This is a genomic window from Diplocloster modestus, assembly GCF_019042245.1.
Taxonomy (GTDB): Bacteria; Bacillota; Clostridia; order Lachnospirales; family Lachnospiraceae; genus Diplocloster; species Diplocloster modestus.
Genome location: NZ_JAHQCX010000001.1, coordinates 632,520 through 647,725 on the forward strand (window position 1 = coordinate 632,520; position 15,206 = coordinate 647,725).

The 15,206-nt window shown below is 48.8% G+C and carries 11 protein-coding genes; 9 read left to right on the forward strand and 2 right to left on the reverse strand.

Annotated features, from left to right (window positions below; translation table 11 throughout):
- Nucleotides 1–132 precede the first annotated feature (132 nt).
- The 9 genes from KTH90_RS02800 to KTH90_RS02840 all read left to right on the forward strand — a co-directional run bounded on the left by KTH90_RS02800 (nucleotide 133) and on the right by KTH90_RS02840 (nucleotide 12,885).
- Nucleotides 133–1,422 carry a 6-phospho-beta-glucosidase gene (locus tag KTH90_RS02800; RefSeq protein WP_158352564.1) on the forward strand — a complete coding sequence of 430 codons (1,290 nt, stop codon included), beginning with the start codon at nucleotides 133–135 and terminating at the stop codon, nucleotides 1,420–1,422.
- A gap of 10 nt (nucleotides 1,423–1,432) precedes the next feature.
- The gene (locus KTH90_RS02805) at nucleotides 1,433–2,419 is read left to right on the forward strand and encodes an N-acetylglucosamine kinase (protein ID WP_238726212.1); all 987 of its coding nucleotides are present in this window, start codon (nucleotides 1,433–1,435) and stop codon (nucleotides 2,417–2,419) included.
- A gap of 346 nt (nucleotides 2,420–2,765) precedes the next feature.
- On the forward strand, nucleotides 2,766–4,592 hold the full coding sequence (locus KTH90_RS02810) for a cache domain-containing sensor histidine kinase (RefSeq protein ID WP_238726213.1): 1,827 nt from the start codon (nucleotides 2,766–2,768) through the stop codon (nucleotides 4,590–4,592).
- A complete protein-coding gene (locus KTH90_RS02815; RefSeq protein WP_158352561.1) occupies nucleotides 4,555–5,403 on the forward strand; it encodes a response regulator transcription factor in 849 nt (282 codons plus the stop codon). Before KTH90_RS02810 ends, KTH90_RS02815 begins: the two co-directional genes overlap by 38 nt.
- Before the next feature lie 114 nt (nucleotides 5,404–5,517).
- The gene (locus KTH90_RS02820; RefSeq protein WP_158352560.1) at nucleotides 5,518–6,840 is read left to right on the forward strand and encodes an extracellular solute-binding protein; all 1,323 of its coding nucleotides are present in this window, start codon (nucleotides 5,518–5,520) and stop codon (nucleotides 6,838–6,840) included.
- A 116-nt stretch (nucleotides 6,841–6,956) separates the two neighbouring features.
- Entirely contained in the window at nucleotides 6,957–7,838 is an 882-nt protein-coding gene (locus KTH90_RS02825; RefSeq protein WP_158352559.1) for a carbohydrate ABC transporter permease, read from the forward strand.
- A gap of 16 nt (nucleotides 7,839–7,854) precedes the next feature.
- Nucleotides 7,855–8,715, forward strand: coding sequence for a carbohydrate ABC transporter permease (locus KTH90_RS02830; RefSeq protein WP_158352558.1), 861 nt, complete (start codon nucleotides 7,855–7,857; stop codon nucleotides 8,713–8,715).
- Nucleotides 8,716–8,832: 117 nt separating this feature from the next.
- Nucleotides 8,833–10,617: a DUF7402 domain-containing protein gene (locus tag KTH90_RS02835; protein ID WP_158352557.1), complete on the forward strand. Its 1,785-nt coding sequence runs from the start codon at nucleotides 8,833–8,835 to the stop codon at nucleotides 10,615–10,617.
- A gap of 21 nt (nucleotides 10,618–10,638) precedes the next feature.
- Nucleotides 10,639–12,885 (forward strand): glycoside hydrolase family 30 protein, encoded by a 2,247-nt coding sequence (locus tag KTH90_RS02840; protein ID WP_158352556.1) that lies wholly within the window; start codon nucleotides 10,639–10,641, stop codon nucleotides 12,883–12,885.
- 172 nt (nucleotides 12,886–13,057) lie between these two features.
- Here the strand turns inward: KTH90_RS02840 and KTH90_RS02845 are convergent, their stop codons facing one another.
- The gene (locus KTH90_RS02845; protein ID WP_158352555.1) at nucleotides 13,058–13,744 is read right to left on the reverse strand and encodes a GntR family transcriptional regulator; all 687 of its coding nucleotides are present in this window, start codon (nucleotides 13,742–13,744) and stop codon (nucleotides 13,058–13,060) included.
- 273 nt (nucleotides 13,745–14,017) lie between these two features.
- The gene (locus KTH90_RS02850; protein ID WP_238726214.1) at nucleotides 14,018–14,515 is read right to left on the reverse strand and encodes a cupin domain-containing protein; all 498 of its coding nucleotides are present in this window, start codon (nucleotides 14,513–14,515) and stop codon (nucleotides 14,018–14,020) included.
- Nucleotides 14,516–15,206 lie beyond the last annotated feature (691 nt).

The window sequence follows — 15,206 nt, forward strand, 5'->3', positions numbered from 1 at the left end:
CTTCCGGAGCGAGTATGCTGAAAATACAGGACAATAAAATAACGCTGGCTTCAGAAAAATATAAGGCGAAGGATTACCGCACTGCGGGTTCAATGAACGGTCGTCGCCATTCGTGGAAAGGGGTTTACAGCTATGAGAAAACTAAAAATCGCAGTCATCGGCGCCGGGAGTACGTACTCTCCGGAGATGATACAAGGATTTATCGACCGAAAAGAGGTTTTGGACGTCGATTCCTTTTACATGATGGATATTGACAGAGAAAAGAATGAAATTGTGGCCGGACTTACCAAACGAATGCTGGAAGCGAACGATATGCACCCAAAATTTGTTTTGACCGAGGATCTCGGTGAAGCGGTCTCCAACGCGGATTATGTTTTGGGACAAATCCGTGTTGGAAAACTGGAGGCCAGAATCCTGGACGAAAAAATCCCCTTGAAATATGGGCTGCTCGGGCAGGAGACAACCGGCGCGGGGGGATTTATGAATGCCCTGCGGACGCTTCCCGTCATTCTTAATATTGCGGACACCATGGAAAAATTGGCGCCGTCCGCTTGGTTTATTAATTTCTCAAACCCATCCGGTATCATGGCGGACGCGGTGCTGAACCTTACTAAAATTAAGATGATCGGGTTGTGCAATGTGCCCACTGGGATTTTGCGGGATGCGATGCCGCGTGTGCCAAAGGGTACAAAAACAGTGGATTACGATTATGTCGGCCTGAACCACCTGGCTTGGCTGACGGGCCTTTACGCGGATGGCAGGGAGATTTTGCAGGAGCAGCTGGGGAACGAAACCGAGATCAGCGGGATGAAAAACACGCCGGTAATTCCGTATCCGCCGAAGATGCTCCAGCAGATTGGGGGCATCCCGGCGAATTATCCTTCTTATTATTATTTCCGGGACGAACATATTCAAAAATGCAGAGATGCAAAGCTTTGCCGCGGTGAAGAATGCGAGCAGATTGAAGCTCAGCTTTTAAAAATGTATAAGGACGTCTCTCTGTGCGGAAAACCAGACCTTTTAAACCAACGCGGAGGAGCGTACTATTCAGAAGCGGCGGTCTCTTTGATAGAAGCGCTGGAAAACGATAAACAGGAATATCATGTGGTGAATGTGCTGAACCAGGGCGCTTTTCCTTTCATGGCTCCCGACGACGCCGTGGAAGTAAAATGCGTTGTCGGGAGAGACGGCGCGAAGCCGGTTCCTCTTGGACATTTTGATAATTGGCATATGATCGGATTAATGCAGGCGGTAAAAGCCTATGAAAAGCTTACGATCCGCGCCGCCGTTACCGGCAGCTACACCGATGCGCTGCAGGCGCTTCTGGTTCACCCGTTAATCGGGGATTACAGAAAGGCGAAGGGTGTGCTGGATGAAATGCTTGAGGCAAACCGGGCTTTTCTGCCTCGATTCTTCTCCTGAGGCAATGAGTATGGATTACTTTCTGGGAGTGGACGGCGGCGGTACAAAAAGTGATCTGGCGCTGTTCGACAAATTTGGAAAACTGGCGGCGCGCAAGCGCATAGGCTGTACCAACCATGAACATCTTTTGGGCGGCTATGCGGAATTAGGCCGCATGCTGAAGCAGGCAGCGGAAGCCCTTACGAAGGATGCGATGGTTTCCATCAATCAAATCCGCGCCGGGGTATTCGGCCTGGCGGGAGTCGATACGCCCAGGCAGCAGCGGGAAATAACTTCTATCATCCAGACCGGTATTTTAAAAAATGCCTATGTTTACAACGACGCTTATCTGGCGATTAAAGCCGGATGCCCAAATGGGTTCGGCGCGGCGGCGGTCAATGGCACCGGCTGCACCGTGGCCGGAATCGACCGCAGAGGAGAGCAGATGCAGATAGGCGGACTGGGCGACGCATCCGGCGACTGCGGCGGCGGTGATTATCTGGCCGGCCAGATGCTCGCTTCTGTCTATGCTTCTTTATATAAAAACGCGCCTAAAACCGTAATGACCGACCTTCTGCGAAGAACCGTTGGGGCCGCGGCGGAGCAAAGTGTTTTTAACGAAGTAATGGATCTTATGCAATCCGGGGATCTTCTCCGGAGTGATCTGAATAAGATCGTATTCCAGGCTGCAAACCAGGAGGATTCCCAAGCCAGGGAAATTCTTGTTAAAATGGGTGTGGAAAATGGGCGCTCTCTCAATTCCCTCATCGATGTACTGGATTTTGGGAGTGCTTTTGACGTCGTTTTCGGTGGTTCGATTTATGTGAAAGGGGAAAATCCGACCGCAATTGAAATGATTAAAAAAACAGTGACGGAAGCCCACCCCGACAGAAGCATCCGCTTCCATTCCCTCGGATATCCTCTGGTGGCCGGGGCCGCGATATGGGCCGCGGAAATTTTTCTGCCTCCGGAGCTTTACGCGCCTTTTTACAGGCAAGCGCTGCATAGCATCACATAAGAAAGAAGAGCATCTGAGAGCATCCTTTGCGGAGTTGTTTCTTTGGCGCATATGTGCTATTATGATTTAACGAAATAAGTGAGAATTCTCCCATCTCTGCAGGTGGCGAGATGAATCACCCAAAACAAGATTAACGGCAGTGGTGGGCGGAGAGAAATCGGTATCCCCCACTGACATGAGGTCAAGACACGCAGCAATAAAAGTCGTATTCTGTGAAATTACCGAGCGTGGATTGAAACAACAAAATCAATTGTATTCTCTATATTATAAAAGTACCGCAAAAGAAATGGAATTCTGTTTCTTTCGCGGTTTTTACTAAGTAATTTACCGCATATGAGGGAATGAAATGAATCTGTTTATGAGGATGAAAAATAAATATTTGGATATGCGGATCGGGACAAAGCTGATTTTGCTGTACCTATGCTCGATGCTTCTGATAATCGCGGGGGTCAGCGCGATCTATCAGATGATTTATGCCAAAATATTGTATGAAAGGGTCAGTTCCTCCGCTTCCCAAACCCTGTCCACCGTGCGGATCGGCATTGATTCCATCCTTGAAAATGAAAACGTGTTTTCTAAAATCATAATATTTGACCCCAACGTGCAGTACCTGCTGAATAATTCTCAGGAATTGGACGACTATTCCTATTTTGGAAAGCTGATGCAGTCACTTTCACGCCATTTAGAGGTAAATTCCTCAGTGTCGGCGATTCATATCATGGATCGCTCGGTACAGGGGTATGGAGTGGAGCGCTCCAATAAGCGGAGCATTGATCCGGCCATCACAAGTTTTTCCGACATTCCTTGGTATGATGAAGTGATCAGAAAAGCCGGAACCTATATTCTGGTGACCGATGGAGGCGGAATCTTCCAAAACAGCGATGAGGAACAGTTTGTGACGATGGCCAGAGTGATTAACGACATAAATAACTTCCGTCCGATTGGCATCCTGATGCTGAATATCCCCATCACCACCTTTGAAAAATCTTATCAGGAAATTTGTGTAGAATACAACACGGGAATTCTGATTTTGGATGAGAACGGTACCAAGGTGACGCAAACCCTGCCTCCCGGCCTGGAGACGCATAAAGATCTGATAGCGGGACAAATTCAGCTTCTTTCCGAGCGGGAACTGGGTCACAGCACCATGGAGGCGGATGGGGTACGCTATCTTCTCACGCGGGAGTCTCTTGCACAGGCGCCCTGGACGGTCGTCAGCATTATGCCCTACCAGAGCGAACAAGTGGATCTGAACGTATTGGGCGCCGCGACACTTTTCATTCTGTTTGTAACATTTCTGCTCCTGTTTGGGGACGCGGTTTTCGTATCTAAGTTTGTTACGCATCCGCTGAAGCGTTTGATTGCGTCGATGGGGCGGGTTGAGGATGGGAATTTTCAAAAAATTGATATTATTGTAGGAAGGGATGAAATCGGGCAGTTTAAGGATCGATACAACGCGATGACCGAACAGATCAAAACCCTTTTGGAGAAAGCGGTGGAGGATCAAAAGCGTATGCGAACCATTGAACAGGAGCTGCTTCAGGCCCAGATCAAGCCTCATTTTTTATATAATACTTTAGATACGATCAGCTACCTTGTGCTCTCTGAAGAGAATAAGAAGGCTTATTCTGTAACAAAATCTTTGGGCAGCTACTATCGGACTTGTCTTAGCAAGGGGCAAAAGATGATCACAGTACAGGAAGAGGTGGATTCGGTTCGCAATTATCTGAAAATTCAAAAAATGCGTTACGGAAAGCTGTTCCGCGTTTATTTTCATGTGGCAGACGCGGCGAAGGAGTGTATGGTATTGAAGCTCCTCTTGCAGCCCTTGGCAGAAAACTGCCTGTATCATGGCATTAAGCCCAAGGGCCGCGGAGTCATCCGTATAACAGCGGAGCGGATGGGAGATATGCTGGAGCTTGTTGTGGCTGACGATGGCGTTGGTATGAGCGCCGGCTTTTTGCAGACGCTGCTGTCCGCCCAGGAGGATAATAATAAGGGAAGTTTTGGGCTATGGGGGACGCTGGAGAGGATCCGTATTTTTTATGGGGTTGAGGACGCGGTAAAAATTGAGAGCGCAGAGGGGCTTGGCACTAAAATCACAATTCGGGTTACTGCTATGGGGGGGAATTCAGATGACAAAAACAGAATGGTTTCGTTTGATGATCGTTGATGACGAGAGGTTTATCCGAAATCTGCTGAAAAAAAGTGTGGCATGGGAAAATCTGGGGATAAAGATCGTTGGGGAAGCGGAGAATGCAGAGCAGGGACTCCCCATACTGGAACGCCTTCGTCCGCACATCGTTATCACGGACATTTGCATGGCGGAGATGGACGGAATCTCCTTTAGCGCGGAAGCGAAAAAGCGGTGCCCCGAGGTTAAAATCGTCGTCTTAACCGGATATGAGGAATTTGAATATGCGCAGAGAAGCATCGAGGCGGGGGTATCCGCGTTTTTATTAAAACCAATCGATCCTCGGGAGATCAAAAAAACCATGGGACGTCTGAAGGAGCAGATCAAGAGTGAATGGGAAAAGCGTGAAGAGCTGAATAAGCTGCGCGCTAAGAGTACAGACGAACCGCAGCAGAAGGCGCATATGTCCGGCTGCCGGCCTGTCGTCACAGAGCTGCTGGGCGATTACATTATGAAAAACCTGTCCTGCCACGATCTTTCCCTGTCCGACCTGTCACGCGAGGCGCATCTGAGCACGGGCTATTTGAGCCGCCTGTTTAAGCAGGAATTCGGCGTTACGTTTGTTCGGTATTTGCTGTGCGTCCGTATCGAAAAGGCCAAGGAATTGATGCAGGACGGCAGTCTGCCGTTTTACCAGGTGGGGGAGCTTGTGGGAATTCCTGATCCGCATTATTTCAGCATTTGTTTTAAAAAGCAAACAGGGATCGCTCCGGCGGATTATCGTAAGAGCCTTATAAAAGGAAAAGGAGTGCGGGAACATGAGGAATGTCAAAACAAGGAAAAGGATTAAGGAAGCATGAGGAATGTCAAAATAATGAAATGTTACGTACAAAATGTGAATGGAGAACAGCCTGATCCGTATATATACTAAATATATAAAATAAATTAATAGGGGGAGATAAAAATGTTGAAAAAGATTTTAAGCGTAATAATGTCAGCCACTTTGATGCTTTCTGTTGGAGCATGCGGTTCCGCTGCCACTCCAGCGGAGCCGGCCGCACCCGGCACATCCAGTGAAACGGACGCGCCCGAGTCCGAGGAGCCTCAGAAGCCGATCACCTTAACACTTTGGTCCCAATGGCCCTCCGATTCCGACGGCATGAAAAAGCCGCTGGACAATGTGATCGCGGCATGGAATGAAGAAAATCCAAATGTACAAATCGAAGTGGACACGATCAATACAGAATCTTATAAGCAAAAAATTAAAATAGCGTCTTCGTCCAACGAGCTTCCGGATATTTTCTTCAGCTGGGGCGCCGGCTTTGCAAAACCCTTTGTCGACGCAGGGCGGGTGCTGGAGCTTACCCCTTATATCGATGATACGATCAAAAACAATATCCTTCCCGGTACCCTGGAAAATTATACATACGACGGAAAGGTGTATGGACTGCCTTCTTACATGTGGCTGGGGGTACTCTATTGCAATCAGAAGCTGTTTGACGATAACGGTGTAAAAGTACCCGATACCTATGATGAACTGCTTACCGCAGTGGAAAAATTTAAGTCCGTGGGCCTGACCCCTATTGAATGCGGGGAGAAAGAGCTTTGGACTGGAATTCAATGGCAGAACGCCTTTGCGCTGCGCACCGCCGGAATGGAGGAATGCGTCAAAGCGCTGTCAAAGGAAACCAGCTTTGACACCCCGGAATTTGCGCAGTCCGGTCAATTGCTCGCGGATCTGGTTTCCGCCGGAGCTTTCTCTGATGCGGTCATGGGACGTGAGGAAGCGGAGGCCGAGGCGAATTTCGCTCAGGAGAAAGCCGCGATGATCCTGATGGGCGACTGGGCGGCGACCACCTTTATGGCGGAGGATTCCTTGGCCCGCGATCATATTACGGTAAAGAACGTTCCGTCTGTAAGCGGCGGTAAAGATCCTGACGTCTTTTTGGGCGGCGCCATCGATACGTTTATGGTCAGCGCTCAGACCGAGCATCCGGAAGAGTCCGTGGCCGCGCTGAAGTACATCTGCGAAAATTTGTGCCGTGAAAGCTATCTGGCCGGCGCGAGCCTGCCCGCCTGGAAGCTGGATGTGGATATGTCGGAAATCGATCCTCTGACACGTCAAATCACCGAATTGTCACAAACAGCATCGGGCTTTATGCTGGCATGGGATACGTTTCTTGAGGGGGAGGATGCTGACATCCACCTAAGCGCTGTTGCTAATTTGTTCGGCGGTAAATCCAATGGAGAAGAATTTGCGAAAGCAATGGATAAAATATCCGATTAAAACAAATGGGCAGTCGGGGGCAGTCGGGGAAAAGCCCGGCTGCCCATTGCTTTCTCTGCCAAGTAATATAACGGAAAGGTTTTGGCGGCTCAGCCTCCATGAGAAAAGGTGCTCCTATGAAACAGACACTGGGAAATAAAAAGGTTATATGTTTATTTGTATTGCCTGCGTTGACCCTCTTTCTTCTGATTGTTCTATTCCCGATTATCATGTCTGCCTATTACAGCCTTTTGGACTGGGATGGGATCGGCGAAAAGATGTGGATTGGTATTGAAAACTACAAAACGATGTTTGTGGGGAATACCGACGGATTTTTTCAGGCGATTGGGAATTCTATCCTGCTGGTTGCTTTATCCGTGTTAGTCCAGCTTCCGATCTCTTTGCTTTTAGCGCTCGTTTTGGCCAACGGTGTGCCGGGCGAAAACTTTTACCGGACGGTCTATTTCGTTCCGGTCATTCTCTCCACAGTGGTAATCGGCCAGCTTTGGACTAAAATCTATCAACCCGAGTATGGCCTTTTAAATACCTTGCTGAATGGGATCGGGCTGGACGGTTTGGCCCATCAATGGCTGGCTGATCCTAAAACCGCGCTGCTGTCTGCGTTTGTTCCAACCGTTTGGCAATATATCGGATATCAGATGCTGATCATGTACGCGGGAATCAAAGCGATCCCAACCGAAATTTTCGAATCTGCCAGAATAGACGGGGCTTCGGGTCCGAGAATAGCCGCCAAAATCACCATTCCCTTAATCAAATCCACGCTGACAACGTGTGTTATTTTTGCGGTGATCGGTTCTCTGAAGGTGTTTGACATTGTATACATCATGACAAAAGGCGGCCCCATGCACGCGAGCGAGGTTCCAAGCACTGTAATGTACAGCGCAATCTTTCAAAGGAATCAATATGGGTACGGAAGCGCAATTGCAATCTTTATTGTGATCGAATGTCTCATTTTCACTTTGATTATTCAAAAAGCTTTACAGAAAGAAAATAATTGAGGAAAGGAGAATAAAAATGTCCGCAAATACATTCCAGTCCCGCGCCCGTCATCAATGGCCACTGAAAAAGTGGCTTTTGTGGATTTGCTTAGCCCTTGTGGCAGTCCTTCAGATTTATCCTCTAATATGGCTTGTGTTTTTCTCCCTGAAAACCAATATAGATATCTATTCCGGAAATATCATGTGGCTTCCGTCTAAATTCATTTGGGAGAATTATGCAGTTGCCTTTCAGGATTCCGACGTTGGTGTTTATTTGCTGAACAGCGTTATTGTAACCGCCGCCACTTTGTTTTTTACACTGACCTTAGCTTCCATGGCGTCCTATGCCATTGCAAGGATGCATTGGAAGTTAAAGCAAACGGTTTTTAATATTTTTTTACTGGGAATGATGATCCCGCTGCATGCGGCGCTTTTGCCCGTTTTTCTGGTACTTAAAAATATCCATCTGTTAAATACCTATTGGGCGCTGATTATCCCTTATGTGGGCTTTGCAATCCCTTTAGCGGTTCTTTTGCTGACCAATTATTTTAAAACCATTCCTAACGAGATGGAAGAGTCGGCGGTAATTGACGGGGCCAGCGTTTGGAGGATGTTCGTATCCATCATTTTTCCCTTGGCGAAGCCGGCAATTTCCACGATTATGATTTTCACTTACCTTTCTTCCTGGAATGAGCTGATGTTCGCTGTCACCTTTATCAATAAACAAAAGCTGAAAACCCTGACCGTAGGGCTAATGGCAATGGTGGGGCAGCATAGCACGGAATGGGGGCCGATTGGCGCGGGTCTTGTCGTGGCGACGATTCCCACGATGCTGATATACGTTCTTTTAAGTAAGCAGGTACAAAACGGCATGATTGCCGGCGCTGTAAAGGGATAAGCGCGCGGGAAAGCCGCACGCACGGTTCTGAAAAGGAATAACATTGCGGAAAGTGTATTTACTAGGCGCAGGAAGACGAAAGGAGAATGAAAAGCAGTGAAGCAGAAGAGGAAACAAATGAAGGGTAGTATTACGGTTTTTCTATGTGCTTTTTTTGTATCAGCCTTAGGGTTGGTCTGTTCCGCACAAGCGGCCGAACCGGTTTCCGGTGAAAAAATACTGGTGGTAGCGCCTCATGAGGACGACGAGATGCTTGCCTTTGGGGGAATTATGAGGCAGGCCCTGATCTGCGGGGATGAATTGCGGGTTGTTGTCGTCAGCAACGGCGACGCAGAGGGTGGGGCTGAAAAGGGAAAAACGCGCATTGCGGAAACGACGAACGCCCTGCTTAAAATCGGTGTACCCCGGGAAGCGGTTATCTTTTTGGGATATGGCGATACGGGCTGGGCAGTAAGCGGACTTCATCCCAGCTTTATGGGTAAGCTGTATCAGTCAACGGATCCGGAGAAGATTTATTCCTCTCATGTGGGAAGCAGTACTTACGGGAACCCTGCTATTGGCAAAGATGACTATCACTTTACCGTATATGGGGAACACGGAGCTTATAACCGCACCACATTACTTGGCGATCTGCAGAGACTGATCAATGAATACCGCCCGGACCGTATCTATACAACCTCGATTTATGACTACCATTGGGGACACAAGGCGACCGGACTCTTTACAAACGAAGCCGTTGTCAACATCAAGCGGGGGGATCCAAGCTATTCCCCGATCCTGGGCAGCAGTATTATCCACGCGATGCTTACTAATGGGAGCCAGGACAACAACTGGCCCAAGGTGATCACGGATCCCAATGCCGCGCTGGAGTCCTTTACTCCGCCCGGAGACTTGCACGCAAACTCGCCGCTGGAATGGAGTGACCGCATTACAGTGCCCGCCCCCGTGGGAATGGATCAGGCTCCTTTGTCGGGAAATCTGAAATACCAGGCGATTCAATTATATCAGTCTCAGCTTGGAAGCACATTTGAAAAAAATTATTTGGCATCTTACGTGAAAAGTGACGAGTTCTATTGGGAAAAAGACTATTCCAATATCGCTTTGTGCGCGTCCGTTACAGCTTCCTCGGAAAACACCGGGACAGGCCAGACTGGAGAAAAGGCTATTGACGGCGTTACGGATGGCAATCCCCGCTTTCCGGACAAGGAGTGGGTCACCGCAGGGGAAGGAAGCGGGGCATGGATCCAACTGAACTGGGAGAAGGAGCATGAAATTGACCGAATCGCCTTATATGACCGCCCCAACAGCGTTGAATGGGTGCAGGGCCTGGATTTGACCTTCAGTGACGGAACCACCTTAGCGGTTGGGGCTTTGCCTAATAATGGTAAGGCTAAAATTGTAAGCTTTCCATCAAAAAGGGTAACATGGGTGCGGGCCACAATCAATAAATGTCAGGGAATGAATATTGGGCTGGCCGAATTTGAAGTCTATGAGAGAGGCGCGCAGCTATCGGAACCGGGAGAGAATCTGGCGCTTGAAGGGCTTGTTAACGCTTCCTCGATGCAAAACGATAGCTACTCGGCCATTTACGCCTGCGACGGCGGATACGATACCCGCTGGGCCAGTAAAACTGGAGAAACCGCGTGGATTTGCGTGGATTTGCTGGAACAAAAGCCTATTAAAAGGATTGTATTAAATTGGGAAAAGGCTTATGCGAAGGACTTTGATATTGAAACCTCCAGCGATGGCATGACTTGGGAGGTGCTTGCTAATGTAACAGGCGCCGGCGGCGGGGAACAGGAATATCAGTTTGAGAACGCCTCCGCGCGCTATGTAAGGATTTCCTGTAAAAGCCGCGGAACTATTTACGGTTACTCCCTGTGGGAATTTCAGATCTATTGATCAGAAAGAGAGGACGGTTTAATGAATAGTTGGAAAAAAACATTACGGAGGGTCTTAGCGTGTGTCCTGGCGTTTTCCACGGCGGCTATTTCCGCTACAATCCGGGCGGATGCGGCAATGGTGCCCAATGCGGAGGTTAGGATTTCATGGAACGACACCGCGCAGGAGATTGATGGCTTCGGCGTCTCCCAGCCCTGCGACGTATATGGAGATGAAATCTATAATCATCCAAAGCGTGATGAAATCATGGATCTGCTTTTTTCAAAAGACAACGGAATTGGCCTGTCCCTGCTTCGATGCGAAGTGGGAAATGGGAGAAATATGCCGACGATAGAACCGCAGGACGGCGTTTGGGATTTTTCCGGGTCCGCCGCGGAATTATGGGTGATGAATGAAGCGAAGACAAGAGGGATTGATAAAATATACAGCACGGTATGGAGTCCTCCGGCATGGATGAAAACAAATAACAAAGTGACAAATGGAGGTTATCTGCGGAAGGATTGCTATCAAAAATATGCGGAATATTTAAAGAGATATGTGGAAGGGTATAAACAGTATCACGATATTGATATTTATGCGATATCCATTGCCAACGAGCCGGAATATGCAGCAATTTGGCAGTCCTGTTTATGGAAGCCGGAAATGCTTACAGACTTTTTGGCCAATTTCCTTGCGCCGGCGCTTGCGGCAAGCAATACCAATGTGAATGTTATCGTTGGCGAAAAAGGCCAGTGGAGCGAATCCATGGTAACGAACGCACTTAATACGAAAGAAGCGTGTGACCGGATTGATATTGTGGGCGGGCATCAATATAGCGGTACGATCGGCCCCTTTACGCTTGCGGAAAGCAAAGGGAAACGGGTTTGGGCAACCGAAGTATCCAGTACCGGCACGTTCACGGCCAGTATGAAGGATGGGATTAGCTGGGCTGAACGGGTTCATGAATTTATGACCACAGCAAACGCGAATGCTTTTACGTACTGGCTTGGCGCCTGCCAGACCGCAAGCAACGAGGCGTTGATCCGGCTTTATACGGACGGCACCTTTGAAACGACAAAAAGGCTTTATACGTTAGGAAATTTCAGCCGCTTCATCCAGCCCGGTTCGGTCCGTTTAAATGTGGATTCCTCGCCGGCAAAGGGGATCAGCCTTTCGGCCTATAAGAATCCGAAAACCGGTGATTTTTCGCTGGTGGCTATCAATAATTCCAATACCAGCCAAGTACTGGATTTCATTCCGGATGGTTTCGCGGCCGGCAAGCTCACACCATATGTCACCAATGAGGCCTGCAGTCTGGAGGAGTTTCCTTCTATCCCGTTAATAAACGGAAAATTTACGGTGACATTAGGAGCGGGCAGCGTTACCACCTTTACGGGAACAGAAGGTTCTTCCGTACCGGTGCAAAAAGACTGGAGCTTAACGGATGAATTAGATGACTGGAGTCTTATTTACTCTGCTTCCCCAGACTGGATGCTGGAGGGTAATAACCCTTACGGCGGATTTGACGGCGATCCGTCGCGCTTGCGCCGCACAGCCCTTTCACGGCAGGAGGTTATTTATCATTTTAATCATATTACCGATTTTGAGGCCGATGTTTACTTCCATGATTCCCTTGAAGGGCTTAAATTTTATACCTCGCCGGATAATAAAGCCTGGAGTGAAGTGAATTTCAATTTAGACAAGGCCCTTTCCACCGGAGGCGGCTGGAATAGGACAAAGGCGGCGCCGGCGGATTTGCTGCCGCCGGATACCAGCTATTTCAAGGTTGAGTTTGATAAAGGCAAGGATTCTTGGGATAAACATTTGGCGTCTATCCGATTTGTCTGCGATGCTCCCGAGAAGCCTTACGACACCCTGGAGGATTGGTCGAAAACGTATGAACATACGGATAATTGGATGCTTGACGCTGAAAATCCGGACTATTTTGAGGGTGACACAGCCCGGGCCCGCAGGACGACGGCGACCACGGAGTCCATCATCTATTCCGTGCCCGAAGAGAAAACCCTTGCCGATTTCACCGCGAAACTTTTTTATTTTAGAACCTATCGCGATCCTATGGCTTTTTATCAATCCGCGGATGGAGTTATATGGACGCCGGTTGAAATGGATTATACCGGCACAGTGGACACGGGAAACCATTGGAACCGTATGTATGCCACCCCAGCATCTGACCTATCCGATTGTAGGCTCCTGAAAATTGAATTTTCAGGCGGTGGTCTTTTTCAGTGGGATAAGCAGCTATCGGAGATTTACTTTACCTATTTTTAAACGGCAGCTAAAGCGCAGCCCTGAGTTAAGCCAGTTTTGGCCGGAAGGTCAAGGCTGGCTTTTTCCGGTGCACCTGGCGGCGCACGTTATAAGTTTGGTCTCGTCGTTGTCAAAAGAGATCCGTACGCCCTCATAGGATTTCGGCAGATGCCCGATCCCCATACGCATACCGTCAGACTCTGGAGATCCCGAAAATATTAGGCGCGAACGACTGTAAATGTACTAATTTATTTTCAGTTATGTGCAGTTTTATGATATCCTCAACGGTTTCCGCATCCTGATTATTCAGCGCCTGAACCAGTGAGACATGTTGTAAATGAGAACGCTTTACATTGGAGGAATTGACCAGGATCAGATTCGTGATCCGCTCGATCTGTCCGGATATCTGTGAATACAGCTTCTGTAGTATCAGGTTGTGACTGGCTTCAATCAGTATGCGGTGAAAGATGATGTCAGAACGGGTCAGTGAATGATAATGGTGTTCTTCGATATCCCGCTCCATCTCATCACAAAGCTGTCTCATGGCTTCCAGTTGATTCGGATGCATCGCGAGAGCCGCCTGCCGGGCGGCAAAGCGCTCCAGATATTCCCGGACTTCATACAGCTGAGTAATACTTTCATAAGAAATATCGGAAACCAGATATCCTTTGGACGGAATGGATACCACCAGACCTTCACTGATTAACGCCTGGATCGCCTCCCGGATTGGTGTGCGGCTGCTGTTTATTTCTGCCGACAATTGCTTCTCGCTGATCACAGATCCGGGCATGAGCCGCCGGCAGATGATCTGTTCCTTCAGATATTGATATGCCTGCTCTCTTTTAGACAGCTGTACATTTTCATTCATTAAAAATTCCATAACAGTTCCTTTCTGCCCTCCTCGGATGTAACTTCCTTAAGCAGAGCAAAAATGTCAAAAACCCCTCCGGGGAGGATCGCACAACGGCGGAAAGGGAGATGCCGCATACGCGGCCCGCCGTTGGCGAAGAGTTTCGCAAGCGAAACTCTTTTTATTCAATAGGAAAATACGCCTATTGAATAAAAACCCCTCCGGGGAGGATCGCACAGCGGCGGAAAGGAAGATGCCGCATACGCGGCCCGCCGCCGGCGAAGAGTTTCGCAAGCGAAACTCTTATTTTATTTCCGTATACTCGTGATCGTGATCGATTTCTTTGTAACCTCTGGACTCCAGCGCGTAACCCGCTTCTCGCAGGGAGGCTTTCGTATAGATCCACAGCATAACTAACGGCTCGTCAAAGGGATTATAGAACCAGTGCTCCACGCCTTTGGGTGCGAAAATGGTATCTCCGGCGCGCTGCTCGGTTTCGATATCGCCTACCCCTCCGATTCCTTTGCCGGAAAGGATGTACATAATCTCTTCGCAGCCGACATGGGAATGTTTTTTGTGCAGTGAGGTACGCGGGGCGAAGGAACAGATGCCGAAGGTAAGTTCTTCAGATGGCACAGGGGTCTGGCCATCCACCAGTATCAACCGTTCGGCCCCGATCAAATCAGGAATCGGAAAGTTCTGTCCGTCCTCCTTGGTAATCAGATAAGGGGATTTCTTTCTTCGTTCTTCCATTTCCTCCGCAGTAAGACTTAATGCATCCTTGTTCATTTCTTCTGACATTGTAAAAACCTCCTTGTGTGGTGTGCTAACATGTATTTTGAATGTATGCCTTATGAATACCCAGTGTATACCACAAGCGTAATATATCATATCACCACCTAAAAAGCAAGCAGAATTTCTAAGAGTAATTCTCTAGAGGTTACTGTTTACAGATAACTTTAATAAAGGGGGAGTTGATTTGACTAAGGGCCGGGCTGAGAGGGAGCGGGCGAACCCGGGCGGCATCCGGCGGCAGTTCTCGTGGTACCAAATCACTTCGACCGGCCCTAAGAACGTCTAACTCCGAAGGCAGGAGAACCTCTTATTGGCAGGGCCTGAAACAAACTCGCCAAAGGGCGGCTCGGACAGTGTTTCAGGCCCTGCGAGGTTCTCCTGCCTTCTGCGTAAGACGTTCTAAGGCCCGGTCTCAAGTGATTTGGTACCACGAGAACTGCCGCCGGATGCCGCCCGGGTTCGCCCGCTCCCTCTCAGCCCTATTTTACTATAAGCTTATTTACAGATCTCACTTGCCGGATATTTTATACTTAAGATTCATATACCAAAAACGACGGCGGCCGTCGAGCTGCAGTACATAACACAATCGATAAGACCATGGAAAAAGGCCATTTGTAAAGCAGGGATGAAGGGAAGCGGCGTATCCTGGGGAACCGGGCGGCAACTCCTGGGGGGCCAAATCACTTCGGCCGGGCCT

Bases quoted from the DNA above. Each gene is read 5' to 3' on its own strand.
- KTH90_RS02825 (WP_158352559.1), top strand. From the start codon at position 6,957: ATGAAACAGACACTGGGAAATAAAAAGGTTATATGTTTATTTGTATTG.
- KTH90_RS02845 (WP_158352555.1), bottom strand. From the start codon at position 13,744: ATGGAATTTTTAATGAATGAAAATGTACAGCTGTCTAAAAGAGAGCAG.
- KTH90_RS02800 (WP_158352564.1), top strand. From the start codon at position 133: ATGAGAAAACTAAAAATCGCAGTCATCGGCGCCGGGAGTACGTACTCT.
- KTH90_RS02805 (WP_238726212.1), top strand. From the start codon at position 1,433: ATGGATTACTTTCTGGGAGTGGACGGCGGCGGTACAAAAAGTGATCTG.
- KTH90_RS02830 (WP_158352558.1), top strand. From the start codon at position 7,855: ATGTCCGCAAATACATTCCAGTCCCGCGCCCGTCATCAATGGCCACTG.
- KTH90_RS02850 (WP_238726214.1), bottom strand. From the start codon at position 14,515: ATGTCAGAAGAAATGAACAAGGATGCATTAAGTCTTACTGCGGAGGAA.
- KTH90_RS02815 (WP_158352561.1), top strand. From the start codon at position 4,555: ATGACAAAAACAGAATGGTTTCGTTTGATGATCGTTGATGACGAGAGG.
- KTH90_RS02810 (WP_238726213.1), top strand. From the start codon at position 2,766: ATGAATCTGTTTATGAGGATGAAAAATAAATATTTGGATATGCGGATC.
- KTH90_RS02820 (WP_158352560.1), top strand. From the start codon at position 5,518: ATGTTGAAAAAGATTTTAAGCGTAATAATGTCAGCCACTTTGATGCTT.
- KTH90_RS02840 (WP_158352556.1), top strand. From the start codon at position 10,639: ATGAATAGTTGGAAAAAAACATTACGGAGGGTCTTAGCGTGTGTCCTG.
- KTH90_RS02835 (WP_158352557.1), top strand. From the start codon at position 8,833: ATGAAGGGTAGTATTACGGTTTTTCTATGTGCTTTTTTTGTATCAGCC.